This is a genomic window from Pseudoalteromonas sp. S554 (assembly GCF_005930865.1).
GTDB lineage: Bacteria > Pseudomonadota > Gammaproteobacteria > Enterobacterales > Alteromonadaceae > Pseudoalteromonas > Pseudoalteromonas marina.
In genome coordinates this window covers 1-24,469 of record NZ_PNDV01000045.1, presented here as the reverse complement: position 1 = coordinate 24,469, position 24,469 = coordinate 1, and the positions used below count along the sequence as shown (strand labels likewise).

Below are 24,469 nucleotides of genomic sequence, written 5' to 3'. Positions count from 1 at the left end.
AAAAAACTAGTTAAATGTAAATTTTTAGTTGTATAAATGTCATATTTTTTTATTAGGAGAATTAATGGGTAAAATTTTAGACTATATCCGACTGAGTTTTTTTGCTTGCGGGCTACTTTTAGGCGTACAAATACCCGCGTTTGTGAGTGATTTTGGCCAAGCATTAAACGCACAATTAGTGGAGGCAAATAATGCAATAGCGCCTTTTCAAAAAGACGCTAAAAAATACTTTAATAACGACCTGGCTAAGTTAATAAAGCACTATGAAAATTTAGGCGATGAAATTGTGGGAGAAGGTGCCAATCATATTCAAACTCTCAGCCAGCGTCAGCAAACTTTGGCGAGGGCTGTTGATGAGTTTTCAAACTCGCCTTATCTGTTTACACTACGTAGTGAGTTACACACTATAAAACAACAAGTATGGCAACGTTTTGAAGGGCAAATAATTTTAAAAACAGACTCAATTACCGCAGCAATTATCACCGCAATAATCATTGCGTTTATTGCAGAGCTTACAGGCTTTTTGTTTATGGTTTTAATTAAACGCGTTTATCTGCGATTAATCAGTGCGTGCGAATAACGATTTCATAAAGTCAAAAAACACATCTGTTTTTCGGGTTGTTAAGCTATTTTGTGGCCGTAAAAACCATACAGGGGCATCGCTTTGTGCAAGTACGTTAGGCATCACCTCTACTAATGTGCCATTTTTTAGCTCATCGTTTATTGCAAGCCTAGACTTTATAGCAATGCCGTGGCCCGCAATGGCAGCTTGCGTCATGTTGTCTGAATTTGAAATGGTAAAGCGCGTTTGTGCATTAAACGTGTGAATTTTTTGTTGGTCATCATAAAGCTTTAACTGGCGTTGCCATGGCAGGCAGACCCAAAAATGTTTTTCTAACTCAGTAATAGTTGTTGGCATTGAATGCTTTTTTATATAGCTGGGTGCGGCGCATAATATACGACTGTTATTGACTATTTTACGAGAAAGCAATCCTGAATCATTTAATTGCCCTACACGAATAGCCACATCTTGCGCATCATCAACCACGTTTACAAACTGATCTGTTATTAAAAAGTCTAGTTTTAGATCTGGAAAAGCGTGCTCAAATTCATTAAGCCTAGGCATTACGTATTTAGAAAAAACCCAAGGTGGCATGGTGACTCTCAATAACCCACTTACCGATGAACTTCGTGCGCCAATACTGTGCTCTGCATCGCGTAATGCTTCAATTATGGCACCTATACGGGTATAGAATATTTCTCCCGCTGGGGATAAGCGCACGCGTCTGCTGTCTCTAAACACAAGCACAGTAGCTAGCTCTCGCTCTAATTTACTTAAGCGGTGACTGACTGTTGCAGGTGATAAACGCTGTTCACGAGCGGCTGCCAGCACCCCTTTATTTTCAACCACGGCAATAAACGTTTCTAGGTCACTTAAACTGTACATAAAAACCCACAATGTCTTTTCAATGTTTAATATTTTCGAATGAAGCTTTCAGTTTTGCAATGTTTATTTAAATATTTAAAACCATATAATTTTGACCAAGTTTAATAATTGATGAGACTAAGCCATGAGTTTAAAGGCACAAATAGATGCATTTAATGTTCAAAAAGAAGCTAATTTACCCGCAGACGTTTTAGCATTAATGAATACAACAAACGAAGAATTAATTGCTCAGCACATACGAAATAACGCCTTACAGGTTGGCGATAAAATAGAAAACTTTATTTTGCCAAACCACCTAGGCAAAGATATAGAATTGGCCGATTTATTAAATAAAGGCCCTGTCGTTGTTAGTTTTTACCGTGGCGCATGGTGCCCTTATTGTAATTTAGAATTAAAAGCACTGAACGATTTTTTACCTCAGTTTAAAACTAAGAGCGCTCAATTGGTGGCAATTTCTCCTCAACTACCAGATCAAACCTTAACAACTGCCCAAAAAAATGAGCTTGAGTTTGATGTGCTCTCAGATATTGGTAATAAGGTTGCACAGCAATTTGGCTTATTATTTACACTCGATAAACGTATTCAAGAATTATACACCGGGTTTGGTATTGATTTTGAACACACTTACGGCGATAAAACATACCAACTTCCCCTTCCTGCCACTTACGTGATTAACCAAGAAGGTGTAATCACTTATGCATTTTTAAACGAAGACTACACACTTCGCGCTGAGCCATGTGATGTAATGACCGCACTTGATGGAGAAAATAAATAATGCCTTTATTAAAATCATTAAAGCTAATAAGTCTTACACTTGCCCTTGGCGCAAGCTTACTGAGTAGCTCAGTGAACGCTGAAGAAAGTAAAGAAAAACCAAAAGTACTTATTTTTGATGTAAACGAGACTCTGCTTGATCTAACAAGTATGCGCGCCTCGATTGGTAAAGCGTTGGGTGGCAGAGAAGATTTACTGCCTCTTTGGTTTTCAACCATGTTACATAACTCATTAGTAGATACAGTGACCGGTGATTATCACGATTTTGGCCAAATTGGTGTGGCTTCGCTTGCTATGGTGGCAAATAATAACAATATTAAAATTACCAACGAGCAAGCTAAAACGGCCATTGTTACACCGCTTTTATCATTACCTCCACATAGCGATGTGAAAGACGGACTGGCAAAACTAAAAGCGCAGGGCTATAAGTTAGTAAGCTTAACTAATTCGTCAAATAAAGGCGTTAAAACTCAATTTGAAAACGCAGGTTTATTGTCATATTTTGACGCGCGTTACAGCATTGAAGATATAAAAATATATAAACCTGATTTACGTGCCTACGAATGGGTACTTAAAAAGTTAAACGTCGCGCCCAACGAGGCTATGATGATTGCTGCACATGGTTGGGATGTAGCGGGCGCTAAACAAGCGGGTTTGCAAACAACTTTTATTGCACGCCCAGGTAAAGCGTTATATCCGCTTGCGAAAAAACCTGATCACGTTGTGAAAGATTTACATGAATTAGCCGCTCTACTTAAATAACGAGCGCAAATTATAAAATCAATACCCAAGCGGCCATTCTCAGGAAGAGTTTGACCGCTTTTTTATTGCTAAAAACCGCGTGTAAACAATGTATTTAGCCCTTTTAACTGCTAGCAATTTACCCCTCACAACGCTACTATTTAAAATAACACGTTGTGGAGATAATTATGAATAGTCAAAGATTAAGCGAGTTTGAAGAGTATTTTCAAATAAATGAGAGCATTAGGGTTAATTTGTTTGCTGTATCTAATGAGCAAGTACCTAAATCTCAGCTAGCACTTGACGATGATATCCCACCTCTTTTTAGATTAGCTAACGAAGTAAGTGAGCTTGAACAAAGCTCGTTACGTCCACTTCGAAACTTAGGCGATGTAGCCCAAGAGCTTGCTGCATTTTTGCAGGCGCAATCGCGAAAAATAGATTTAATTATGAGCCATATTTTGGCCTCAGAACAAGCGCAAGAAAATGCTATACACTGCGATAGCTATGGCGGCGGAGGTATTAAGTTTACGTCGTCAGATGTGTATTCTATTGGCCAATCGTTTAGGACAAAACTTTTTTTGCATCATGAGGCATCGGCTGTTTACTGCTACACTGAAGTGGTTGCCATAGAAAAACAAGATAACGACCACTACCAATACACAGTGCTTTTTACATCTATCAGAAACACTGATCAAGAATTAATAGTAAGAGCAAGTTTACATGCGCAAACGCGCCAACTAAAAAAACGCCAAGAACTAGAGCAACCATTAGACGATTCAAGCTCTGAATAATTGGTTTTACAATACAGTTTATATGGCAAAGCAAACCTATTTTTCAAGTGACTTGGAAGTAGCACAACTGCTAAACTAGCAGTATCTCTATTTGTATAAAAATGCCATGAACTTTAGACTTTTACCTGAATGGGCTGAGCAAGACGCTGTAATGCTAACTTGGCCACATAAACATACCGATTGGGCCGATAATCTAGCCCGTGTTGAGCCTGTCTATGTTGAGCTTGCAAAGCACATAACACACTACCAATTTTTAGTTGTTGTTGCTCACGACGAAGCCTTAAAAGCACATATCACTGCACTACTTAACCAAGCCAATATTAATTTAGAGCGTGTTCATTTTGTTGTAACACCCACTAATGACACCTGGGCGCGCGATCATGGCCCACTAACATGTGCAAATATTAATGATGAGACCAAGTTAAAGGTCTATGATTTTACATTTAATGGTTGGGGCAACAAATTTGAAAGCACACTCGACAACCAAATTAATAAAGCGGTTGTTGAAAAGCTAAGCCATGCAAACAATGATTACCAAGCCCTAGATATGGTGCTTGAAGGTGGCGGTATTGAAATAAACGAGCACGGCGTATTGCTAACAACAAGCGAATGTTTGCTCAACAAAAACCGTAACCCTGACTTATCGAGCCAAGACATAGAAACCTTATTAAAAACGCATTTAGGTGCCACCAATTTTTTATGGGTCGATCACGGTTATTTAGCTGGCGACGATACTGACAGCCACATTGATACCCTAGTGCGATTTGCACCAAACAATACGCTTGTATATGTACAATGTGATGATGAAAATGACGAGCATTTCACCGCACTAAAAGCAATGGAAAACCAATTAAAAAGCTTTAAAACGGCAGGTAACACCCCATATAATTTAATTGAACTACCGTGGCCTAAGGCAGCGTATGACGATGAAAATTCACGGTTACCTGCAACCTATGCCAATTACTTAATTATTAACAATGCAGTGCTTGTGCCTACATACAACGATGTAAACGACGACCGTGCATTAGCACAGGTTCAAATAGCGTATCCGCAGCACACTATTATTGGCGTGAATTGCCAGCCTATAATTGAGCAATTTGGTAGCCTTCACTGTATTACAATGCAATTACCGCGTGGATTTTTAGCTGGAGCAGCACAATGACAAGCCCTGCAAAATTAACCGTTGCTTTAGTGCAACAAAGCAACAACCATAACGCCGATGAAAACATGGCTAAATCAATAAAAGCCATTCGTGAAGCTGCTCAAAAAGGGGCTCAGCTTGTTGTTTTACAAGAGCTTCATCGTAGCCTTTATTTTTGCCAAACCGAAGACGTTGATGTCTTTGACCTGGCAGAAACCATACCTGGGCCAAGCAGTAACACCTTAGGTGAACTCGCTAAAGAGCTCAATATTGTGATTGTGGCGTCACTGTTTGAGAAGCGTGCAACAGGCTTGTACCATAATACTGCAGTAGTGCTTGAAAAAGACGGTAGTATTGCAGGTAAATATCGCAAAATGCACATACCTGATGACCCTGGTTTTTACGAAAAGTTTTACTTTACCCCAGGCGACTTGGGCTTTGAGCCTATTCAAACATCGGTAGGTAAATTAGGTGTGTTGGTATGCTGGGATCAGTGGTTTCCAGAAGCCGCGCGTTTAATGGCTATGGCTGGTGCTGAGCTATTAATTTATCCAACCGCTATTGGCTGGGATCCCAATGACGACCAAAATGAACAAACACGCCAAAAAGATGCATGGGTTATTAGTCAACGTGCCCACGCGGTCGCAAATGGAGTACCGGTGATTAGCTGTAATCGTGTTGGCCACGAGAGCGACCCAAGCGGACATAGCAGCGGCATTCAATTTTGGGGTAACTCTTTTATTGCGGGTCCTCAGGGTGAGTTTTTAGCGCAAGCTAACAACATCGATGAAGAAATATTAGTGGTAGAAGTTGATCAAAAACGCTCAGAAAACGTAAGACGTATCTGGCCGTTTTTGCGTGATCGCCGAATTGATCACTACAGCGATCTTACAAAAATATACCGCGACTAACTTAAAGAATGGCTCTTACCTGTTAAGGGCCAATCAAATGGAGTAATAAATGGCGTTTGAGCAATGGGCAGCCTTGCCTTGGGTAAAATCTCAAAAAGATAAAATTCAGTGGGGGCAGCTAAGCGGAAGTGGTTTAAGTATTGCCATTGCCGAAGGTGTTAAACAGCAAGAGAACTTAGTATTAATTATTACACCCGACACCCCCAGCGCGCTGCGCCTTGAAACAGAGCTAGAATATTTATTACCTAATAATCCGGTAATGGTATTTCCTGATTGGGAAACCTTGCCTTACGATCATTTTTCTCCTCATCAAGATATTATTTCTGCGCGTTTAGCCACATTAAATACCCTAAAAAAAGAGCAGCAAAGCGTATTAATTGTGCCTGTGTCTACGCTTATGCTGCGAACCGCTCCGGCCTCGTTTATTTATGGTTCGACAATAAACTTTAAAGTAGGCGATAAACTCGACACACATAATTTTAGGCAAAACTTAGAGCAAGCCGGTTACCTAAACGTGCAACAAGTCATGGAACATGGTGAGTACGCAATTCGTGGCTCAATCGTCGATTTATACCCTATGGGTAGTCCGCATCCATTTAGACTCGACTTTTTTGATGACGAATTAGACACCATTCGTCTATTTGATGTGGAAACGCAGCGCTCTGATGAAAAAGTAGATAAAATTGAACTGCTGCCAGCGCATGAATTTCCAACAAATGAGTCAGATATTGAGCGTTTCAGGATTGGTTACCGTGAAAAATTTGGTGCAAGTTCGGAGCAAGACTCTGTTTATATGCAAGTTAGTAAAGGAAACTGGCCAGCTGGTATTGAATACTACATGCCGTTATTTTTTGAAAGCCTAGCCACTATTTTTGACTACCTGCCTGATAATACAACCGTTATGCAGTTAGGCGATTTGGAACACGCTGCGGATAATTTTTGGCACGATGTTAATGTTCGTTACGAAAACCGTAAAGTGGACCCTCTGCGCCCACTACTTGAACCAAATGCCTTATATCAGCCAATTGAAGAGCTGTTTTCTAACTTAGGGCAATTTGCGCGTATTCGTTTATCGCTTGCCAAGCTGGGCACAAAAGCGGGTAATAAAAATTTATCCGTATGTGGATTACCTGCAATAAGAATAGATCATAAACAGCACGAGCCCTATGCGGCGTTTATAGACTACGTTACAGCACAAAAGAAGAAAAAAAGTCGCATATTACTGAGCGTTGAGTCGGATGGTCGACGTGAGTCTTTACTCAATATTTTAAAACCCAGCGGTTTAAAGTTTAAAGAGTTTGATACCTTTGAACAATTTACCCAAAGCGATAGTGATGTAGGCTTAATTGTAAGTCCGCTTGAGCAAAGCGTTGTGCTTGGCTCTAAACCTTCATTATCAATTATTACCGAACAAGAGCTGCTAGGTATTAAAGTCTCGCAGCGCAGACGCCGTAAACATAAGTACGAAGCAAGCCAAGACGCCCTAATTCGTAATTTAGCTGAGCTCAAAGAAGGTCAGCCTGTTGTGCATCTTGACCACGGTGTTGGCCGCTATCAAGGTTTACAAACTATTGATGCAGCAGGTGTAATTACAGAATTTGTGACCATAATATACGCCGGTGAGTCTAAATTGTATGTGCCTGTGTCGGCACTACATATGCTTAGCCGTTATTCAGGCGGCGAAGAAAGCAGTGCACCACTGCATAAGCTCGGCTCTGATGCATGGGAAAAGGCAAAGAAACGTGCTGCAGAAAAAGTTCGTGATGTAGCCGCAGAGTTACTTGATATATACGCACAGCGCCAAGCTAAACCAGGCAATAAATTTACCCTAGACGGACAAGCCTATCGCCAGTTTAGTGAAAGCTTTCCGTTTGAAGAAACCGACGACCAGCGTAATGCAATTGAAGCTGTCTTAGGCGACATGCAATCAAAACAAGCAATGGATCGTTTAGTGTGTGGTGATGTAGGCTTTGGTAAAACCGAGGTCGCTATGCGGGCAGCTTTTGTTGCTGTTAACGATGGTAAACAAGTTGCCATTTTAGTGCCCACTACCCTGCTTGCGCAGCAACACTATGAGAATTTTAAAGACCGTTTTGCTGACTTTCCTATCGAAGTGGGTGTGCTTTCTCGTTTTAATTCAACCAAAGAGCAAAAAGACACTCTAGAAAATATGGCGAATGGCAAGCTAGACATTGTTATTGGTACCCACAAACTTATTCAGCAAGACATTAAATTTAACGATTTAGGGCTACTCATCGTAGATGAAGAGCATCGATTTGGTGTACGCCAAAAAGAAAAAATTAAAGCGCTACGTGCAGATGTCGATATTTTAACGCTTACCGCAACGCCTATCCCTCGAACGCTCAATATGGCAATGAGCGGCATGCGCGACTTATCTATTATTGCTACCCCACCGGCGAAACGCTTGGCGGTAAAAACATTTGTTCGCCAACGTGATGTGGAGCTTATTCGCGAAGCCATTTTGCGTGAAATTAAACGTGGTGGCCAAGTGTACTTTTTACACAATAACGTTGAAACAATTGAACGCGTGGCGCAAGAATTAAGTGAATGGGTACCTGAAGCAAATGTAATTACCGCTCATGGGCAAATGCGCGAGCAAGAGCTTGAGCAAATAATGACCCAATTTTATCACCAAAAATACAATGTAATTGTGTGTACAACCATTATCGAAACCGGTATTGACGTACCCACAGCAAATACCATTATTATGGATAGAGCCGACAAACTAGGCTTAGCACAATTACACCAATTGCGTGGTCGTGTAGGCCGAAGCCACCATCAGGCATATGCCTATTTGCTCACAGGCGACCCTAAAGCATTATCAAAAGATGCCAGCAAACGTCTACAAGCAATTGAATCATTGGAAGATTTAGGCGCTGGTTTTGCACTTGCTACACACGATTTAGAAATTCGTGGTGCAGGTGAGTTATTGGGTGACGATCAATCTGGGCAAATGCAAACTATTGGCTTTAGCTTGTATATGGAAATGCTTGAGCAAGCAGTAAATGCACTGCGTGAAGGTAAAGAACCTACTCTTGAAAACCTCTTGCAAAAACAAACCGAAGTTGACTTAAAACTGCCTGCATTACTGCCTGATGATTATATACATGACGTAAATGCACGATTAGGTATGTACAAGCGTGTAGCTAGTTGTGCTAACCTAGGCGACATTGATGAGTTACAGGTAGAACTAATAGATCGATTTGGTTTATTACCTGATGCAGCTAAAAACTTATTTAGTTTGCAACAACTTAAAATGCAAGCCAGTAATTTAGGGATAACAAAAATAGAGGCAAACCCTAAAGGCGGCTACTTTGAATTTAGCCAAAATACCAAGGTTAATCCTAGCTTCATTATTGGGCTGATACAAAGTGCACCGCATATTTATAAAATGGAAGGCGCAAATAAATTGCGCTTCGCGATTAGTGAGGCAAATGCCCGCGAACGCTTAAAAATGGTCACTGCTATGATTGCAGATTTCGAAAAAAAGGTTAGCCATTAATGTTGCTAAAAAAATCGCTGGTAGTTTTATGTTGCTTATTTAGCAGCACTGCAGTTGCAGAGCGTTGGTTTGAAGCTGAGGTGCTGATATTTAAACAGCGCCCAGCCCCCTATTTACAAGAAGACTTTAGTTTAAAACACGAGGCTATTGAAGATAAAAACACGCTTGATTTATTAACGCCACTTTATACCGAGCAAGCCATGCAAGCCTGTATTGATGGCGATACACGTTTTCAAAAGCGTTCATTTACAGATTCGCTCGTTAACGACAATCCACGCTCGGGTGTTTGCGATGCAAGCACCGACTATGTTCAAAGTTACGATACATTGCCTGTTACACCTGTGGCACCGGCACTTGATACCATGGAGCAACCCTACTTACTTGCCCCAGAGCAGTTACAATTTAAAACGCAGTTTGAGCAACTAGACCGTAAAGGCTTAACGCCTATTTTACATACTGGATGGCGTTTTGAAGCAAAAAGTAAATCACGTGCGCCAAGCATGCACTTATTTGCCGGTGAGCTAATCAAAACACGCGTTTTTGATGTGCCGCGCTATTCAAATCCAGACTTTGTTAGTTTACTAGAGCCCCAGCCTAGCTTATTTAACGACCCCGATGAATCAACTAGTAAATGGGAATTAGAAGGGTTATTTAAAATTCACTTGCGTCACTATTTATTTATCACTGCAGATTTTGATATTAGCCAAAAACTACAAAGTGGTGATGTAGAGTCATCACGGTTTTCACAATTTAAACGTGTAATAAGTGGTGAAATTCATTACTTTGACCACCCTCGCATGGGCATGATTGTCCAAATTAGAAAATTTAAACATTAATACTTAATAGGATACAACAATGAAAAAACTCCTAATTATTGCAGCTACACTAAGCCTGGCTGCATGCTCTAAAGTAACAGTAGAAAACTACGAAAAAATTAAGATTGGTATGGATAAAGCTGAAGTAGAGGCTGTATTAGGTAGCGCTGACAACTGCGTAGAAAAAACACTTCATACTAACTGTGTTTGGGGCGACGAGTCTAAAAATATAGAGATTACACTCGTTTCAGACAAAGTGACTTTATACAGCAAGCACGGCTTAACTCAATAAAGTCGTGTATAAATAAGGGGGATAGACTGTGGTCTATCCCCCCTTTTTTATTTTTTAGAATAAATGAGCTCAATGTTGACTATTTTACTGCGATTTAAGGTAATTTTATAACGCTGATAAAGTGTTTTATCACCTTCTGTGTGCACCAATACCATATTTAATTGATAACGTCGCTCAACGGCTTGTTTTGATATTTTATTGCTATCTAAATGGTAAAGCTTACCTTCACCACGTTTTAAATAACGGGCAAATGGCGCTAGGTTAAATTGCAGTGTTTGCTGCAACGTATCGTATCCAGGTAAAAACTCTTTGGCCGACACGCGCGTTTCACTCGCAAAGTGCAGCCATTGCGCAGCCTGTTTGTTTTGCTGGCGACGTTTTGAAAAAATGGTTTGAACTTCTTTCGGTATTTTTTTAAAACGCGTGTACTCAAGCCAAATAAACTGGCTGGCTATTTTGTCTTTGGTAATACTATTTTTAAAGGTAAATCGCCATTTTGGCCGCCCTTGAACTATTGCGCGCCAAATTACACGGGTGATATCTTCTTTAAAAATTTCACGCAAACCATAAATTACACCCAGTATCAAAATAAGAGTCGCTGTTACCTCTGTAAAACTGGAACGTGCATTAAGAATTACCAGCATCACAAACGCCATAATAACCGCCGTTACCGTCCCCTTTACTAAGCGCTTTAAGTAACTATTTAAAAAGCGAGTATTGCGCTGAAGTATTACTCCATGCTCAATTAAACGTTGCAATAAACGCATTTTATTTGTGATTCGATTGGCGTCTTGAAGGGTGGTTTCAGAGTTATAGTTTTTATCTGCTCTGTACACGTTTTCGCTTTTACAAAATTGCAAAAGGTCGTTCCGCTCTTTAGCAAAATCGCTACTGCGCGGGCCTTCATCTAGTAATTTTAAAAATGATTGCTCAACGTGCCAACTCAGATAGTTATCTGCGTTTGTATAAAACGGCAGTAACTTTTCATCATCGGGCGTATAACGGCGTAGCTTTTTTAATAGGCCTTCACTTTGCTCAAATAATTCATTTGCACGATTATAAAACTCTTCCGCCTCGCTTAACTTAAGCGCATCCTTAATATCAGCATCGAGCGCTAAACGCACTTGGTAACAAAATAAGTTTAGATTTTGCCTGTAGTCTTGCTGTTCACCTTTGTTTTTACTTACAAAACGGCTTCGTACTAATGGCAAGTGAATATTGTTAGCGTTGTAAGCTAAGTGAGATTTAAACTGATTGTTGAAGTAAGATTCTTCGCTCAGTGTTTTAGGGTTTATTCCCATTTCGTTAGGAATAGAAAAGTACAGATCAATACGCTGCTCTGAACGCGCATTTAACTCGGGCTCAATGACAAAAGATAAATTTTCGTCTTGTTTTAACAATCAACTCTCCTTTTTCTATTCGTTTTAGTTTACTTGCCTCCAGTAATTTGTTCAATAAAAAAGGCCCCGTAAACACGGAGCCTTACTCGCTTAAATATGTAACTTAAACTCTAGTTAAAGTATTTGTTTGCAGTTAAAACTTATAGTTAATACTTGCGAATACTCGTGAACCAATTACGTCGTAAATCTCAGGTACGGTGCCCATGTCATTTCCGCCTAGTACTTCTTCTGGCTCTTTATCAAAAATATTATTCATACCACCTGTCACTTTTAGTGACTCATTTAGGTTGTACGTCATTGAAATATCGTGATAAATAATATTATCTGTGCTGAACGACTCGCCGTAGTAGTCGCCACTCATGCCACGAATAAAGCGTGCGTTATAAAGCACACTAAACGCATCAGACAAATCGTAGTTTACAGATAAGTTAGATTTGATTTTAGAGTAGCCACCAATGTTACCGTCAATAGTCCCCGTATAATCAATATCATCTTGCTCAAATTCAACCAAGTAAGTTGTATCTAAGTTAATACGGTAGTTATCGGCGGTATAACCAATGTTCCAATCAATACCTGACGTTTTTTGAGAGCCAACATTGGTTAATGCTGAGCTTAAGTTTGATAAATCACCCGCTGGAGTAATATTTACCGAATCACACGACTGCGTGTCGCCCGCAAAACAGTTGTTCATTTCGTTTTGTACATCTAAACGCGTGATGGCGTTTGTGATGTCAAACTTCCAGTAGTCAAGTGTTGTAGATAAACCGTCAACTACTTCCCACACCATACCAAATGTAAACGAACGGCTTTCTTCTGCTTGTAAGTCTGCATCACTGGTGTAATTTACCAAGATTTGTGCGTCTTGCTCGTTACCCCATGGATCGGCTAAGTAATCGTAAGAGCCCGAGTTGCCACCAAATAGTTCAGCAACATTTGGCGCTCTAAAGCCGGTAGCTAGTACAGAACGAACCATAAATGAATCTGTTACATCCCATGTAGCACCCAGTTTCCAGGTTGTTTCACCACCAAACGTAGAGTAATTATCGTAACGTGCAGCCCCTTCAAGTGTCACGACTTCTAATACCGGCATCGATGTTTCAAAGTAGATGGACTGTACCGAATAGTCACCTTCAGTAGGATCTTGCTGTGCTGCTGTACTTTGGCCCAATTGTGTAATTAAATCGGGTGTGTAAAAACCACTTTCAAAACGGTTCTCTATACCGATTGCGTAACCAATATCGTTATCGGTTAGAGCGCTATAACCTGCTGATAGGATAAATTGCTCATTACCACCTTCATTGCTTTCAGTGTAAATAGAATCGTTAGCAGTTAAAAAGTCACGGCTAAGTGCATCACCACTAAACCAAATTGCTTGGTTTGCGTAAATACTTTGCTCTACTTGGCTTGCATTAATAGAGTTTTGTACTTTATCTTTAGAATCGTTTCTGCCGTATGTAGCACTTACATCCCAGCTTGCATCGTTATCTAAGACACCTTGTAATGCCACTGATGCACGGTATGTGTCTGTTGTTTGCTCGTATATTCGCGGCCCAGCATCAACCATTCTTCTGCGATACTCTAGCGAATCGGTAAGCTCACCGTCGACAATAAACGCATTGGTGTATTCGTTATCAAGGTTTGCTGTCAGTAAATCTACACTGGCTGGTTGAGGTGCCAATTGTTGTGATGAATCACGACGTGTATACATTAGGTCAACATTGAATGTGGTATCAGCGTCTAGCTCTTTATCAAAGCTTGTAAATAAACTGTACAGATCGTTTGGTGTTTGTGCATAACTCGATGTAGTAAAGTCGTACGACGTTGTTCTATCGGCAAATACACCATTACCTTCGTATGTTTTACCGCCTAGCGTACCTTGTGGAATAAACGAAGACTGCCCTGCAGGCACAAAGCTACGATCTGATTGAATCACCTCGCCACGGCTTGAAAACTGTGCACCAACAACTAAGTTACCATCGGCAACCTGCATGCCATGCAATAAGCTAATACCGTAGTTGTTACCATCACCCTTAGTTGTGCGACTTCCTTCAACATTAAGCTCAGTACCTTCAAAATCTTTTTTAGTGATAATGTTAACAACACCAGCAATTGCATCAGATCCATACACCGCTGATGCACCATCCTTTAAGATTTCAATTGATTTGATCATTGCAACAGGAATGGTATTTAAATCAACTGAAGAGTCTGCACCGGTACCAGAAGAAACCATACGACGACCATTTAATAACACTAGGGTACGTTGTGACCCCATGCCACGTAAGTTAACAGTTGCAGAACCACCTGAACCATTATTACTTGAAGCACCAAGGCTTATACCCGCAGCAGATGGCTGAGTTGAGAGAATATCGGCAACAGAAGTGAAACCACTTTTTGCAATAAAGTCATCGCCAATAACGGTAATTGGACTGGCTGTTTCCATATCAGTACGGTTGATACGTGAACCCGTGACCTGAATTTTTTCGATTGAATTTGCAGCTTCGTCTGCTGCTAGTACATGTACACTTGAAAACATTGGGATGGCTGCTACAACAGCTAGACCAAGAGTCGATTTAGTCATGAAAGAATCCTACTTGTTGGAATTTACCAAGATTGGTAAAACTCATTTGTTATAAGAAGAATGAGTCGGCAGGCAACTTAAGCGCACTTAACTGAACGAAAACTTAACGCTTGAGTGGTTTTTGACAAAGACAAAAAAGACCAACCTAAAAAAGGTACAAAGGTTACTACTTGTTTCATTGTTAATATAAAAATACAATTTAAAATTAATAAGTTAAAATAATTTTTATACAATTAAAGTACAGATGAAATCAAACACCTCTACTTTGTAATCAAATGTAATTACACCCGTTGTTTAGCAATAATTCAGGTATTAACAACTTAATCACACCCCATTATTAAAAAGGTAAAAGCACCTGAAAGTTGCTAACTCATAAGAAAAGCTTTTGCTTCATAGTGAATAATAAGTTCGCTTATTTTGCGTGGGCATAACTGCTCATAATTTGGTCTACACTATATGAATAACGTGAGATTTTGATATTAACTATGGTTATAAATCAAATTAGCTGGCTGGAATAAATACGGCATTTAAGAAAGCTTAACGTTGTGACTACGCACTTTTGACAGGACTAATTAAAAAATTTGTTTTAGATGTATTTTTTGAAATTTTAGCACTAATGACTAAAGGGTTAGTGCATTTAATTAATTACGTTTTGCTGCGCATTGGCATTACAGGTTCAAGTTTGAACCTATCAAAAAGAAAAGTTTATAAGCTTAGGTAAACAACAAATTTGGGATAAAACGTGATCGGTTAACTGGTTAATTCGTAATATTATTAAAGTTCGTTAGTAGGTAACATAAAAGTAATAGTTAAGGGTATCTTCGGTTGAAGTGATTGTATTTAAAACAGTTAATTCAAGGGTCCAAAGCATATTGTTTTCTGAGCAAATGCCAACCATGGTTTCGCTTTGCCACAAATCCCCTCGCTGTACAAACTTCTGCGGGATAAATCCCATGTACATAGTTATGCCTTTTAATTTTGCTTTGCTGATTTTTGTATTGTTGGGTAATTTGCTGAAAATTGTAAAAGGTGTTTCAGGTGAAAGAGATTGATCACTGAGCCACACTTTCACTTTATTTGGGAAGGTACATTCTTGGTTAGGTTCGCAGTTTGAATTTTTATGTATGCTTGCGTCTTTTTGATTATCAAAATCACAGGCGGTCAACAATAAAAGTAGCAAAAACACATAACATAATTGGGTTGCTTTCATAAAAATTCGCTCCGAATAAAAGCAGATACTAATAATCAAGCTTATAAATGACAAGCATGGCCCACTAAATAATCAAATTTAGGCACTCAGCTAATCAAAAAATAGACAACAAAGCCACAAAGTTTGATTGATGTCATAATATTACGTAATTGACCTATCTTTTTTAGGCCAAAAAATTTATTATTTCCCTCGCAAAAATTAGGGTTTCTCGAGTTTGTTTTCTGAAGCATTCATGCTTTGAACGTTTTAGGTAACATGCTTGTGAAGTAATAGTAGGCCCCACTTTTTAAGTGGGTAATTCATTTCTAAACGCATTTATTGCAGCGGAAGCCAGAAAATGAGCCAAACAGTAGCATCACAAACTGAGTATAACTATAAAGTTGTACGCCAATTCGCTATTATGACAGTGATTTGGGGCATCGTTGGCATGAGTATTGGGGTTCTGATTGCTGCCCAATTAGCTTGGCCAGCACTTAACTTTGATACACCATGGTTAACTTACTCTCGACTACGTCCGTTACACACGAACGCAGTAATTTTCGCATTTGGTACAAGTGCACTTTTTGCGACGTCTTATTACGTCGTACAACGCACTTGTCAAACGCGCCTTTTCTCAGACAAACTTGCCGCAATTTCATTTTGGGGCTGGCAGCTAGTTATCGTATTAGCAGTAATTACCTTACCATTAGGTATTACAAGCTCTAAAGAATACGCTGAACTAGAATGGCCAATCGATATTTTAATCGCTGTTGTTTGGATTATTTATGCAGTTGTATTTTTTGGTACTTTAATTAAACGTAAAGTATCGCATATTTATGTTGCTAACTGGTTCTATGCTGGCTTTATCATCACTGTTGCAGTATTGCACATTGTGAACAGCATGGCAGTGCCTGTATCGTTAACTAAATCATACTCTATCTACGCAGGTGCAGTAGATGCGATGGTTCAATGGTGGTACGGTCATAACGCTGTAGGTTTCTTATTAACCGCTGGTTTCTTAGGTATGATGTACTACTTTGTACCTAAACAAGCAGGTCGCCCTGTATACTCTTACCGTTTATCGGTCGTTCACTTTTGGGCACTTGTATCACTATACATTTGGGCTGGTCCTCATCACCTTCACTACACTGCACTTCCAGATTGGACGCAAAGTTTAGGTATGGTTATGTCAATTATCTTATTCGTTCCATCTTGGGGCGGTATGATAAACGGTATAATGACCTTATCGGGTGCGTGGCACAAACTGCGTACTGACCCAGTACTTCGTTTCTTAGTTGTATCATTATCTTTCTACGGTATGTCTACGTTTGAAGGCCCAATGATGGCAATTAAATCTGTGAACGCGTTATCTCATTACACAGATTGGACTGTAGGCCACGTTCACTCAGGTGCACTTGGTTGGGTAGCTATGATTTCTATTGGTGCTATTTATCACCTTATCCCTGCACTATTTGCACAAGGTCGTATGTACAGCATTAAGCTTGTTAACACACACTTCTGGTTACACACTGTTGGTGTTGTTTTATACATTGTTGCAATGTGGATTTCAGGTGTAATGCAAGGTCTTATGTGGCGTGCAGTAAATGCTGACGGTACATTAATGTATAGCTTTGTTCAGTCTTTAGAAGCATCACATCCTTTCTACATAATGCGTTTTGTTGGCGGTGTATTCATCGTAACAGGTATGTTAGTTATGGCTTATAACGTTTTCCGTACAATTTCAGCTGAAAAAGAATCACTGAAGTTAGACGCGCAAGCACAATTAGCATAACGGAGTGAGATGATGAGCAATAAAAATTCACAAAACAAACATGAAATAGTAGAAAAAAACGTTGGTCTTATGGCCATACTGACTGTTTTTGCTATCAGCTTTGGTGCATTAGTTGAAATTACTCCACTTATGTTCCAAGACGACACAACAAAACCAGTAGATGGCTTACGTCCTCTAAATGCGTTAGAAATGGAAGGCCGCGATATTTACGTGCGTGAAGGTTGTTATAACTGTCATTCACAAATGATCCGTCCTTTTCGTGACGAAGTTGAACGTTACGGCCACTACTCTGTAGCAGGCGAGTCAGTATGGGATCACCCTTTCCAATGGGGTTCTAAACGTACTGGACCTGACCTTGCTCGTGTTGGTAAACGTTACTCGGACGATTGGCATTATGCTCACTTAGTGAACCCGCGTGATGTGGTTCCTGAGTCTAATATGCCAGGTTTCCCTTGGTTAGCAGAGAACACAGTTGATACCAGCTTAACTCTGAAAAAACTACAAATTTTCCGTGATACATTCGCTATTAACCCAGAAAATCCAAAACATCCGGGTTTAGGTTACGGTAGCGATGAAGAACTAATAGCTGACGTTGCCAAAGTTGATGCAATGAATGACGGTAAAGGTGCAACAGAAATGCAAGCCCTTATCGCTTATTTGCAACAGCTTGGCACGCACTTGAAGTAATTATTATGGATTACGGAACATACAGAGGCATTTTAACTCTGGTAATTTTAGTATTGTTTATTGTGATTGTTGTATGGGCATACAGCAAGCGTACCAAAAATCGTTTTGACGACGCTGCTAATGCCATTTTTGAAGATGAAAAAAAACATAACAACACACTCTCTAACGAGGAAAAGGAGTCTGAAAAATGACTAGCTTTTGGAGTATTTGGGTTATTGTTTTAACCCTAGCATGCTTACTTATTATCTTTGGCCTATTAGTGTGGAACTTAAAAAACTACGCTGGTGTTGAAGAAGGTGAAGATTGTGGGCATGAGTATGACGGTATTACCGAACTGAACAATCCACTACCTAAGTGGTGGACTTACATGTTCTTCGCAACGTTTATTTGGTCTGTTTATTACCTAGCAGCATACCCAGGTTTAGGTAACTGGGAAGGGTTAGGTAAATGGACAAGCTCTAATCAGGGTATTACCTCTTTAGCGGAATCGAAAGAAGCCGTTAAGTTAGCAGCTGAAGAAGGCCGTTTTGTAAAACTTGATAAAGAGTATGAAGCAGCAGAAGAGCGTTTTGGTCCTATTTTTAACCGACTTGCAAAAGTACCTGTTTTAGATTTAGTTCAATCTAAAATTGATGGTGATGCAGCGCAGCAGCTAGCTCTTGAAAATGGCACAGAGCATGAGCAAACAGATGGTCAATTAGCGCTAGAAATTGGTCAGCGTTTATTCTCTCAAAACTGTGCACAATGTCACGGCTCTGACGCGCGTGGTGGTATTGGCTTCCCTAACCTAACTGATAAAGACTGGTTATATGGTGGCACACCAGACAAAATTAGAGAAACACTCCTAATTGGTCGTATTGCAGCTATGCCTCCTTGGGGTGCAGCATTAGGTGAGCAAGGTATAAAAGAAATGACAGCACACGTGTTGAGCCTTTCTGGCCGTACAGTAAACCAAAAAGATGCAGCCGCTGGTGCAGCTAAGTTTGCTATGTGTGCAGCGTGTCACGGTGCAGACGGCAAAGGCTCTGTTGCTCATAACCTACCGTTTGGCGCACCAAACTTAACCGACAACATATGGTTATATGGTGGTTCTCAACGTGCCGTTGAAGAAACATTGCTTAACGGTCGTGCCGGTGTAATGCCAGCGTGGAAAGACATTTTAGGTGAAGATAAAATCCACCTTTTAACTGCGTACGTTTACAACTTATCACAAGATAAATAAGCACGCTGTTAATAGAATGTTTATAAATTAATTTATTAAATTCAATAGATTAATCCAGATCAAAAAAGCCTCCACTTGGAGGCTTTTTTTTAGTCTTTTACGTACAATTACTATAAAATAACCTCTTCGAAACTAATATTAGAGTCACTATGCAACCTACTCCGTGGTATAAAAACTTTTGGCCTTGGTTTTTAATTTTTTTCCCGCTAGCAGCTATTGTTGGCTGTATTACTTTACTAATAACGGCAATTGGCAATGGCCCAGATATGGTCGTTGATGATTACTATAAAAAAGGTAAAGCAATTAATTTAGAGCTCAGTAAGTTCGAGAAAGCAAAAGCACTTTACTTACATGGTGAATTAGCCGTAACTAACGACCGAGTGAGTTTTAAATTTACCAAAGGCGATAGCAGTAATGTATCAGCTTTAAAAGTATCGTTTTATCACCGCACAATCAAAGCACACGACTTTGAAGCAACACTTACAGCTAATGCAAACAAAGAATTCACCGCACTTCTTGAAAATTACACTGAAGGTGCCTATTCCATTTTTGTTGAACCTATCGATAAAACATGGAAACTAAAAGAAAACATTACCCTACCTACGGTTGAAACCGTTTTAGTTACGCCAAACTATAAGTAGTTATTATTATGTCTAATTCTTGCTTTCATTGCCTTGAAAGTGTGCCAAAGGGATTTAGCGCCACAGTAACAATAGACGATACCCCTCAGCCAATGTGTTGCATTGGCTGCCAGGCCGTAGCGCAAAATATTGTTGAGCAAGGAATGACTGATTACTACAAATACCGCACAGTCAGTGCGGGTAAAGTAGAGCAACTTGTTCCTGAGCAATTGGCGTTTATTAAAAGTTACGACAACGAAGATATTCAAGATGAATTTATAGCCACAAGCAACAATATTTCAGAGGTATTACTGAGTGTTGAAGGCATTACGTGCGCCGCATGTGCGTGGCTTATAGAAAAGCAATTATTGAGTTTAAACACTGTAAAACGGGTAGATGTAAATACCTCAACTAACCGTGCAATGATCCAATGGGACAAAACAGCGACACCCCTGAGTGATGTTATTACCGCCTTGGCTAAAATAGGCTACAAAGCATATCCATTTCAGGCCGATACCGAAGCACAACAAAAACAACAAACTGCAAAAGCATACATTCGCCGCTTGGGTGTGGCAGGCCTAATGACAATGCAAGTAATGATGTTTGCATTTGCCATGTATTTTGGCATGTTTTCAGGTATGGATAGTAACTTTGAACAGTACTTTAGATGGATAAGCCTTGTATTAGCTTCTCCTGTTATTTTGTATAGTGCGCTGCCCTTCTTAACCAACGCAATTAACGGCTTAAAAGCTAAACAGCTTAATATGGATTTACCTGTTTCTTTAGCAATTTTTGGCGCCTACGGAGCCAGTTGTTATGCAACAGTTATGCAAGTTGGTGAGGTATATTTTGAATCTATTTGCATGTTTACCTTTTTATTATTATTAGGTAAATATTTAGAATTTAGAGCGCGTTTAAAAGCGAGTGAATACACAGCAAACCTTCAAAAGTTACTACCATTAACGGCTCGCACACTTACAGATAGTGGTGAAGAGCTAATTATTGCGGCTAAAAAGCTTAAACTTAATGATGTTGTGCTTATTAAAGCAGGTGAAACCATTCCCGCCGACGGCGAACTCATTAAAGGTAAAACGACCGTTGATGAATCAATGATGACCGGCGAGCACCAACCGGTTAACAAGTTCATAGGCCATAATGTGTATGCCGGCTGTGTAAACCACGATGGTGTTATTGAAATTAAAATAAATAAAATAGGCCAAAACACCCTTTTAAATCAAATTATTCGTCTGCAACACAATGCGCTTACAAAACGGCCTAAGCTGGTCGAAATAACCGATAAAGTAGCACAAGGGTTTGTAGCTTGCTTATTGGTATTTGCCTCGTTGACCGCCATTGGTTGGTATCAAATTGATCCCGAGCATGCTTTTTGGATTACTATTTCAGTATTAGTCGCAACCTGCCCTTGCGCTTTAAGCCTAGCAATACCGACAGCCCTAACCTGTGCAATTGCCAGCCTAACCAAAAAGGGGATTTTAATTAAACAAGCCCATGTACTTGAAACCCTTTCAAAACTAACTTTATTTGCGTTTGATAAAACAGGCACACTCACACAAGGTAAATTTAGCCTTGATGAAGTAGATATTATCGACAACAGCTACTCAAAAGATGATGTAATGGCTATTGCTGCAATGCTGGAGCGCTTTTCTGAGCACCCGATTGCAAGTGCATTTGACGGCTACACTCCAGCAAAGCATAGTCTTCATAACATTGAAGTGCACGCAGGTTTAGGGATTAGTGCACAAGATGAAACCACCCACTACGCTATAGGTAAAAGTGGTTGGTTTGACAGTAAAAAAACAAACGCGCAGGCCAGTTTGTATATAAACAAACACGTTGTGGCACGTTTTTATTTTGTCGATAAAGTAAAGCACGATGCTCAAAGTTTAATTAAATCGTTACATGCGCAGCAATTAACTTGCCACATGCTTACTGGCGATGCGTCAGATGCGGGAAAAAAAGTAGCTAAACAATTGAACTTAGACAGCGTGCAATCTGGTTGCTCACCACAGGATAAACAAACAGCCGTAGAGGCATTTTCATCTCAAAATGAGGTGGTCGCTATGGTGGGTGATGGCATCAACGATAGCCCTGTATTTGCAAGTGCCCATTTGTCTATTGCAATGGAAACTGGCGCTGATATATCAAAAAACAGCGCCGATGTTGTACTGCTAAATAGCGATTTAGCGTCTATTGATCACTTACTCAATATAGCTAAACAGACTCGGCGTATTATTAAACAAAACCTAACATTGTCTTTATTATATAATGGTTCAATATTACCGCTTGCAGCACTCGGGTTAGTTGCTCCATGGATGGCCGTTATTGGCATGTCTGCCAGCTCAATTATTGTGATTTGTAATTCACTAAGGCTATTAAAGTTATGAGCATAATTTATATTTTGATCCCCATTGCCATATTGTTTGTGCTTATTGCCATTGGTGTATTTTTTTGGGCGGTAAAAAGCGAGCAGTTTTCTGATTTGAACAAACAAGGCCACAGTATTTTGTTTGAAGATGACAAAGAGCAGCATAATAAAAGTAATGATTGACCCTTTATACATTAGCGCATTTTTAATGGGTTTGATTGGCAGCGGCCACTGCATAGCAATGTGTGGAGGGATTGCCAGCTCTTTACAATTAGCCAGCGACAAACGTAAAACACTTACCTATTCATTTGCTTATAATATAGGGCGAGCAATAAGTTACATGCTTGCAGGCTCACTCGTTGCGGGTATAAGCAGCCAATTTGCTAAACAAAACACATCATTCTCTATAACGCTTTCATTTATTGCAGCAATTTTCATGCTGTTAGTAGGCGTTTACATAATGCGCTTAGGACCTACACTTCAATGGCTTGAAAAAGTGGGTAAAACACTTATTTGGCAGCATATTGTTAAGCTTAACAAATATTTAATGCCGGTTGACTCAACAGTAAAAGCCATAGGCTACGGGGCTTTATGGGGCTGGCTTCCGTGCGGTTTGGTTTATTCAGCGCTAACCTGGGCAATGACGAGCCCCACAGCATTTGATGGCGCAATAGTTATGCTATGTTTTGCACTAGGTACATTTCCTGCCATGATCACAGTAGGGATCACTGCGCAAAAACTCAATAGTATAATAAATCATCCTTGGACCCGAATAGTATTAGGCAGTGTTATAGTTTGGTATGGTATCTACTTATTGATTATTGCAACCGACAAGTTAGTACATTAATGTTAATATGTATTAACCTTTTCAGGTTTATTTGCCCCTGTATGTAAAAACTAAAACGGATAAAATTATGGATTTCACTCAAAGTCGCGCTAAAGGTAATTGTGCTATTAGCTGTAATAACTGCAGCATAAGCCAGTTGTGTTTGCCGTTTTCGTTAAATGGCCAAGAAATGGATAAGCTTGACGAAATTATTGAGCGAAAAAAACCATTACACAAAGGTGACTATTTATTTGAATCGGGTGCACCATTAAAAGCGATTTATGCTGTACGCTCCGGCTCATTTAAATCATACACCTTGTCTGAGCAAGGTGATGAACAAATTACTGGCTTTCATTTAGCAGGCGATTTAGTTGGTTTTGATGCCATTAGTAAAATGGCGCATCAGAGCTTTTCTCAAGCCCTAGAAACCTCAATGATTTGCGAAATTCCCTTCGACACTCTTGACGAGCTTGCAGGTAAATTGCCTAAACTACGCCAGCAAATAATGCGTTTAATGAGCAGTGAAATTACCTACGATCAAGAAATGCTTTTACTGCTTAACAAAAAATCGGCAGAAGAACGCCTAGCTAGTTTTATTTATAACTTGTCTGAGCGATTTGGTGAGCGTGGTTTTTCGCGTAAAGAGTTTAGGTTTACTATGACCCGTGGTGAAATAGGTAATTACTTAGGCCTTACAGTAGAAACCATTAGCCGTTTATTAAGTCGCTTTCAAAAAGCCGATTTAATTAAAGTAGAAGGCAAGTTTATTACTATTTTAGATAATGATGCACTCGCTAAAGCAGCAGCCATTGTTAAATAGGTATACATTGATATAGAACAACAATTTATGTGCTAAGCCTTTAACTGTTTTGTATTTGAGTTACACTAAAAGTACACCAGTTAGATAAATGGAGTAGCACATGAACACAATTAAACGCATTCTCGCGGTTATTGACCCTACCAAAGACGATCAACATGGTTTAGCGCGCTCAGTCGAACTGGCAAAAAAATCTGGCGCAACAATTACAGCATTCATGACGGTCTATGACTTCTCTTATGAAATGACAACGATGCTTTCAGGCGATGAGCGTGAAGCGATGCGCGAAGCAGTTTTAAAAGACCGCGAACTCTGGCTCAACGATTTAGTTTCACCTTACAATAACTTAAATATTGAAACATTAGTTGTGTAAGCGTCCGGCAATCTACACCTAGCTTTTGATATTCCAAGGCAGTAAATCATCGATTTGGCAACCCGGTTTGCAGATTTGGGTTAAATAATAGCTAATATAATCGTAAGTTAGTTCGACGTTCGACATTCCCTAATACACTTG

The 24,469-nt window shown here is 39.8% G+C and carries 22 protein-coding genes and 1 pseudogene; 19 read left to right on the top strand and 4 right to left on the bottom strand.

The genetic code is table 11. From position 1 onward, the window contains the following. The first annotated feature begins 64 nt into the window (after positions 1 to 64). Positions 65 to 580 (top strand): DUF2937 family protein, encoded by a 516-nt coding sequence (locus CWB65_RS11665; RefSeq protein ID WP_010557300.1) that lies wholly within the window; start codon positions 65 to 67, stop codon positions 578 to 580. Here the strand turns inward: CWB65_RS11665 and CWB65_RS11660 are convergent. Beyond that, positions 560 to 1,447 carry a LysR family transcriptional regulator gene (locus CWB65_RS11660; RefSeq protein ID WP_138740631.1) on the bottom strand — a complete coding sequence of 296 codons (888 nt, stop codon included), beginning with the start codon at positions 1,445 to 1,447 and terminating at the stop codon, positions 560 to 562. The two genes, CWB65_RS11665 and CWB65_RS11660, sit on opposite strands and share 21 nt — an antisense overlap. Positions 1,448 to 1,571: 124 nt before the next feature. Here CWB65_RS11660 and CWB65_RS11655 point away from each other — a divergent pair, with 124 nt between their 5' ends. The 8 genes from CWB65_RS11655 (at position 1,572) to CWB65_RS11620 (ending at position 10,438) form a co-directional block, all read left to right on the top strand. Then, entirely contained in the window at positions 1,572 to 2,222 is a 651-nt protein-coding gene (locus CWB65_RS11655) for a peroxiredoxin-like family protein (RefSeq protein WP_138740630.1), read from the top strand. Continuing rightward, on the top strand, positions 2,222 to 2,983 hold the full coding sequence (locus tag CWB65_RS11650; RefSeq protein WP_008126386.1) for a haloacid dehalogenase type II: 762 nt from the start codon (positions 2,222 to 2,224) through the stop codon (positions 2,981 to 2,983). Before CWB65_RS11655 ends, CWB65_RS11650 begins: the two co-directional genes overlap by 1 nt. A 167-nt stretch (positions 2,984 to 3,150) precedes the next feature. After that, positions 3,151 to 3,756: a PilZ domain-containing protein gene (locus CWB65_RS11645; protein ID WP_006794671.1), complete on the top strand. Its 606-nt coding sequence runs from the start codon at positions 3,151 to 3,153 to the stop codon at positions 3,754 to 3,756. A gap of 106 nt (positions 3,757 to 3,862) precedes the next feature. Then, positions 3,863 to 4,918, top strand: a complete 1,056-nt coding sequence (locus tag CWB65_RS11640; RefSeq protein WP_138740629.1) for an agmatine deiminase family protein — start codon at positions 3,863 to 3,865, stop codon at positions 4,916 to 4,918. Then, positions 4,915 to 5,808 carry a carbon-nitrogen hydrolase gene (locus tag CWB65_RS11635; protein WP_138740628.1) on the top strand — a complete coding sequence of 298 codons (894 nt, stop codon included), beginning with the start codon at positions 4,915 to 4,917 and terminating at the stop codon, positions 5,806 to 5,808. Before CWB65_RS11640 ends, CWB65_RS11635 begins: the two co-directional genes overlap by 4 nt. A 49-nt stretch (positions 5,809 to 5,857) precedes the next feature. Beyond that, entirely contained in the window at positions 5,858 to 9,331 is a 3,474-nt protein-coding gene (gene mfd / locus CWB65_RS11630; RefSeq protein ID WP_138740627.1) for a transcription-repair coupling factor, read from the top strand. Beyond that, a complete protein-coding gene (locus tag CWB65_RS11625) occupies positions 9,331 to 10,167 on the top strand; it encodes a peptidoglycan binding protein CsiV (RefSeq protein WP_058429101.1) in 837 nt (278 codons plus the stop codon). The genes mfd and CWB65_RS11625 overlap by 1 nt, the downstream gene beginning before the upstream one ends. 19 nt (positions 10,168 to 10,186) lie before the next feature. Then, complete coding sequence (locus CWB65_RS11620; protein ID WP_008126398.1) at positions 10,187 to 10,438, top strand: hypothetical protein; 252 nt, start codon at positions 10,187 to 10,189, stop codon at positions 10,436 to 10,438. 47 nt (positions 10,439 to 10,485) lie between these two features. Here the strand turns inward: CWB65_RS11620 and CWB65_RS11615 are convergent, their stop codons facing one another. The 3 genes from CWB65_RS11615 to CWB65_RS11605 form a co-directional block, all read right to left on the bottom strand. Continuing rightward, complete coding sequence (locus CWB65_RS11615; protein ID WP_008126399.1) at positions 10,486 to 11,838, bottom strand: hypothetical protein; 1,353 nt, start codon at positions 11,836 to 11,838, stop codon at positions 10,486 to 10,488. Between the two features lie 133 nt (positions 11,839 to 11,971). Next, positions 11,972 to 14,416: a TonB-dependent receptor gene (locus CWB65_RS11610; RefSeq protein ID WP_138740626.1), complete on the bottom strand. Its 2,445-nt coding sequence runs from the start codon at positions 14,414 to 14,416 to the stop codon at positions 11,972 to 11,974. 784 nt (positions 14,417 to 15,200) lie between these two features. Beyond that, positions 15,201 to 15,626, bottom strand: a complete 426-nt coding sequence (locus CWB65_RS11605; RefSeq protein WP_138740625.1) for a hypothetical protein — start codon at positions 15,624 to 15,626, stop codon at positions 15,201 to 15,203. Positions 15,627 to 15,963: 337 nt separating this feature from the next. Here CWB65_RS11605 and ccoN point away from each other — a divergent pair, with 337 nt between their 5' ends. From ccoN to CWB65_RS11555, 10 genes and pseudogenes are all read left to right on the top strand, one after another. Next, the gene (gene ccoN / locus CWB65_RS11600; protein WP_006794295.1) at positions 15,964 to 17,397 is read left to right on the top strand and encodes a cytochrome-c oxidase, cbb3-type subunit I; all 1,434 of its coding nucleotides are present in this window, start codon (positions 15,964 to 15,966) and stop codon (positions 17,395 to 17,397) included. A 12-nt stretch (positions 17,398 to 17,409) separates the two neighbouring features. Next, positions 17,410 to 18,084 (top strand): cytochrome-c oxidase, cbb3-type subunit II, encoded by a 675-nt coding sequence (gene ccoO / locus CWB65_RS11595; RefSeq protein ID WP_006794296.1) that lies wholly within the window; start codon positions 17,410 to 17,412, stop codon positions 18,082 to 18,084. Positions 18,085 to 18,089: 5 nt separating this feature from the next. Further along, entirely contained in the window at positions 18,090 to 18,275 is a 186-nt protein-coding gene (locus CWB65_RS11590) for a CcoQ/FixQ family Cbb3-type cytochrome c oxidase assembly chaperone (RefSeq protein ID WP_006794297.1), read from the top strand. After that, positions 18,272 to 19,306: a c-type cytochrome gene (locus CWB65_RS11585; RefSeq protein WP_138740624.1), complete on the top strand. Its 1,035-nt coding sequence runs from the start codon at positions 18,272 to 18,274 to the stop codon at positions 19,304 to 19,306. Before CWB65_RS11590 ends, CWB65_RS11585 begins: the two co-directional genes overlap by 4 nt. Positions 19,307 to 19,455: 149 nt before the next feature. Then, complete coding sequence (locus tag CWB65_RS11580; RefSeq protein WP_006794299.1) at positions 19,456 to 19,947, top strand: FixH family protein; 492 nt, start codon at positions 19,456 to 19,458, stop codon at positions 19,945 to 19,947. A gap of 8 nt (positions 19,948 to 19,955) precedes the next feature. Further along, positions 19,956 to 22,331, top strand: a complete 2,376-nt coding sequence (locus tag CWB65_RS11575) for a heavy metal translocating P-type ATPase (protein WP_138740623.1) — start codon at positions 19,956 to 19,958, stop codon at positions 22,329 to 22,331. Next, positions 22,328 to 22,495 (top strand): cbb3-type cytochrome oxidase assembly protein CcoS, encoded by a 168-nt coding sequence (gene ccoS, locus CWB65_RS11570; protein ID WP_058551123.1) that lies wholly within the window; start codon positions 22,328 to 22,330, stop codon positions 22,493 to 22,495. The genes CWB65_RS11575 and ccoS overlap by 4 nt, the downstream gene beginning before the upstream one ends. Continuing rightward, the gene (locus tag CWB65_RS11565) at positions 22,488 to 23,159 is read left to right on the top strand and encodes a sulfite exporter TauE/SafE family protein (RefSeq protein WP_138740622.1); all 672 of its coding nucleotides are present in this window, start codon (positions 22,488 to 22,490) and stop codon (positions 23,157 to 23,159) included. Before ccoS ends, CWB65_RS11565 begins: the two co-directional genes overlap by 8 nt. A 67-nt stretch (positions 23,160 to 23,226) precedes the next feature. Continuing rightward, complete coding sequence (locus CWB65_RS11560; RefSeq protein WP_006794303.1) at positions 23,227 to 23,958, top strand: FNR family transcription factor; 732 nt, start codon at positions 23,227 to 23,229, stop codon at positions 23,956 to 23,958. Between the two features lie 100 nt (positions 23,959 to 24,058). After that, positions 24,059 to 24,325: pseudogene (locus tag CWB65_RS11555) on the top strand (universal stress protein); the annotation flags it as partial. Positions 24,326 to 24,469: the final 144 nt, after the last annotated feature.

Excerpts from the sequence above, each read along its gene's own strand:
- CWB65_RS11660 (WP_138740631.1), bottom strand. The coding sequence starts at position 1,447 with ATGTACAGTTTAAGTGACCTAGAAACGTTTATTGCCGTGGTTGAAAAT.
- CWB65_RS11610 (WP_138740626.1), bottom strand. The coding sequence starts at position 14,416 with ATGACTAAATCGACTCTTGGTCTAGCTGTTGTAGCAGCCATCCCAATG.
- CWB65_RS11625 (WP_058429101.1), top strand. The coding sequence starts at position 9,331 with ATGTTGCTAAAAAAATCGCTGGTAGTTTTATGTTGCTTATTTAGCAGC.
- CWB65_RS11565 (WP_138740622.1), top strand. The coding sequence starts at position 22,488 with ATGATTGACCCTTTATACATTAGCGCATTTTTAATGGGTTTGATTGGC.
- ccoS (WP_058551123.1), top strand. The coding sequence starts at position 22,328 with ATGAGCATAATTTATATTTTGATCCCCATTGCCATATTGTTTGTGCTT.
- ccoO (WP_006794296.1), top strand. The coding sequence starts at position 17,410 with ATGAGCAATAAAAATTCACAAAACAAACATGAAATAGTAGAAAAAAAC.
- CWB65_RS11585 (WP_138740624.1), top strand. The coding sequence starts at position 18,272 with ATGACTAGCTTTTGGAGTATTTGGGTTATTGTTTTAACCCTAGCATGC.
- CWB65_RS11580 (WP_006794299.1), top strand. The coding sequence starts at position 19,456 with ATGCAACCTACTCCGTGGTATAAAAACTTTTGGCCTTGGTTTTTAATT.
- CWB65_RS11605 (WP_138740625.1), bottom strand. The coding sequence starts at position 15,626 with ATGAAAGCAACCCAATTATGTTATGTGTTTTTGCTACTTTTATTGTTG.
- CWB65_RS11640 (WP_138740629.1), top strand. The coding sequence starts at position 3,863 with ATGAACTTTAGACTTTTACCTGAATGGGCTGAGCAAGACGCTGTAATG.
- CWB65_RS11665 (WP_010557300.1), top strand. The coding sequence starts at position 65 with ATGGGTAAAATTTTAGACTATATCCGACTGAGTTTTTTTGCTTGCGGG.
- ccoN (WP_006794295.1), top strand. The coding sequence starts at position 15,964 with ATGAGCCAAACAGTAGCATCACAAACTGAGTATAACTATAAAGTTGTA.
- CWB65_RS11575 (WP_138740623.1), top strand. The coding sequence starts at position 19,956 with ATGTCTAATTCTTGCTTTCATTGCCTTGAAAGTGTGCCAAAGGGATTT.
- CWB65_RS11635 (WP_138740628.1), top strand. The coding sequence starts at position 4,915 with ATGACAAGCCCTGCAAAATTAACCGTTGCTTTAGTGCAACAAAGCAAC.
- CWB65_RS11655 (WP_138740630.1), top strand. The coding sequence starts at position 1,572 with ATGAGTTTAAAGGCACAAATAGATGCATTTAATGTTCAAAAAGAAGCT.
- CWB65_RS11620 (WP_008126398.1), top strand. The coding sequence starts at position 10,187 with ATGAAAAAACTCCTAATTATTGCAGCTACACTAAGCCTGGCTGCATGC.
- CWB65_RS11650 (WP_008126386.1), top strand. The coding sequence starts at position 2,222 with ATGCCTTTATTAAAATCATTAAAGCTAATAAGTCTTACACTTGCCCTT.
- CWB65_RS11645 (WP_006794671.1), top strand. The coding sequence starts at position 3,151 with ATGAATAGTCAAAGATTAAGCGAGTTTGAAGAGTATTTTCAAATAAAT.
- CWB65_RS11560 (WP_006794303.1), top strand. The coding sequence starts at position 23,227 with ATGGATTTCACTCAAAGTCGCGCTAAAGGTAATTGTGCTATTAGCTGT.
- mfd (WP_138740627.1), top strand. The coding sequence starts at position 5,858 with ATGGCGTTTGAGCAATGGGCAGCCTTGCCTTGGGTAAAATCTCAAAAA.
- CWB65_RS11590 (WP_006794297.1), top strand. The coding sequence starts at position 18,090 with ATGGATTACGGAACATACAGAGGCATTTTAACTCTGGTAATTTTAGTA.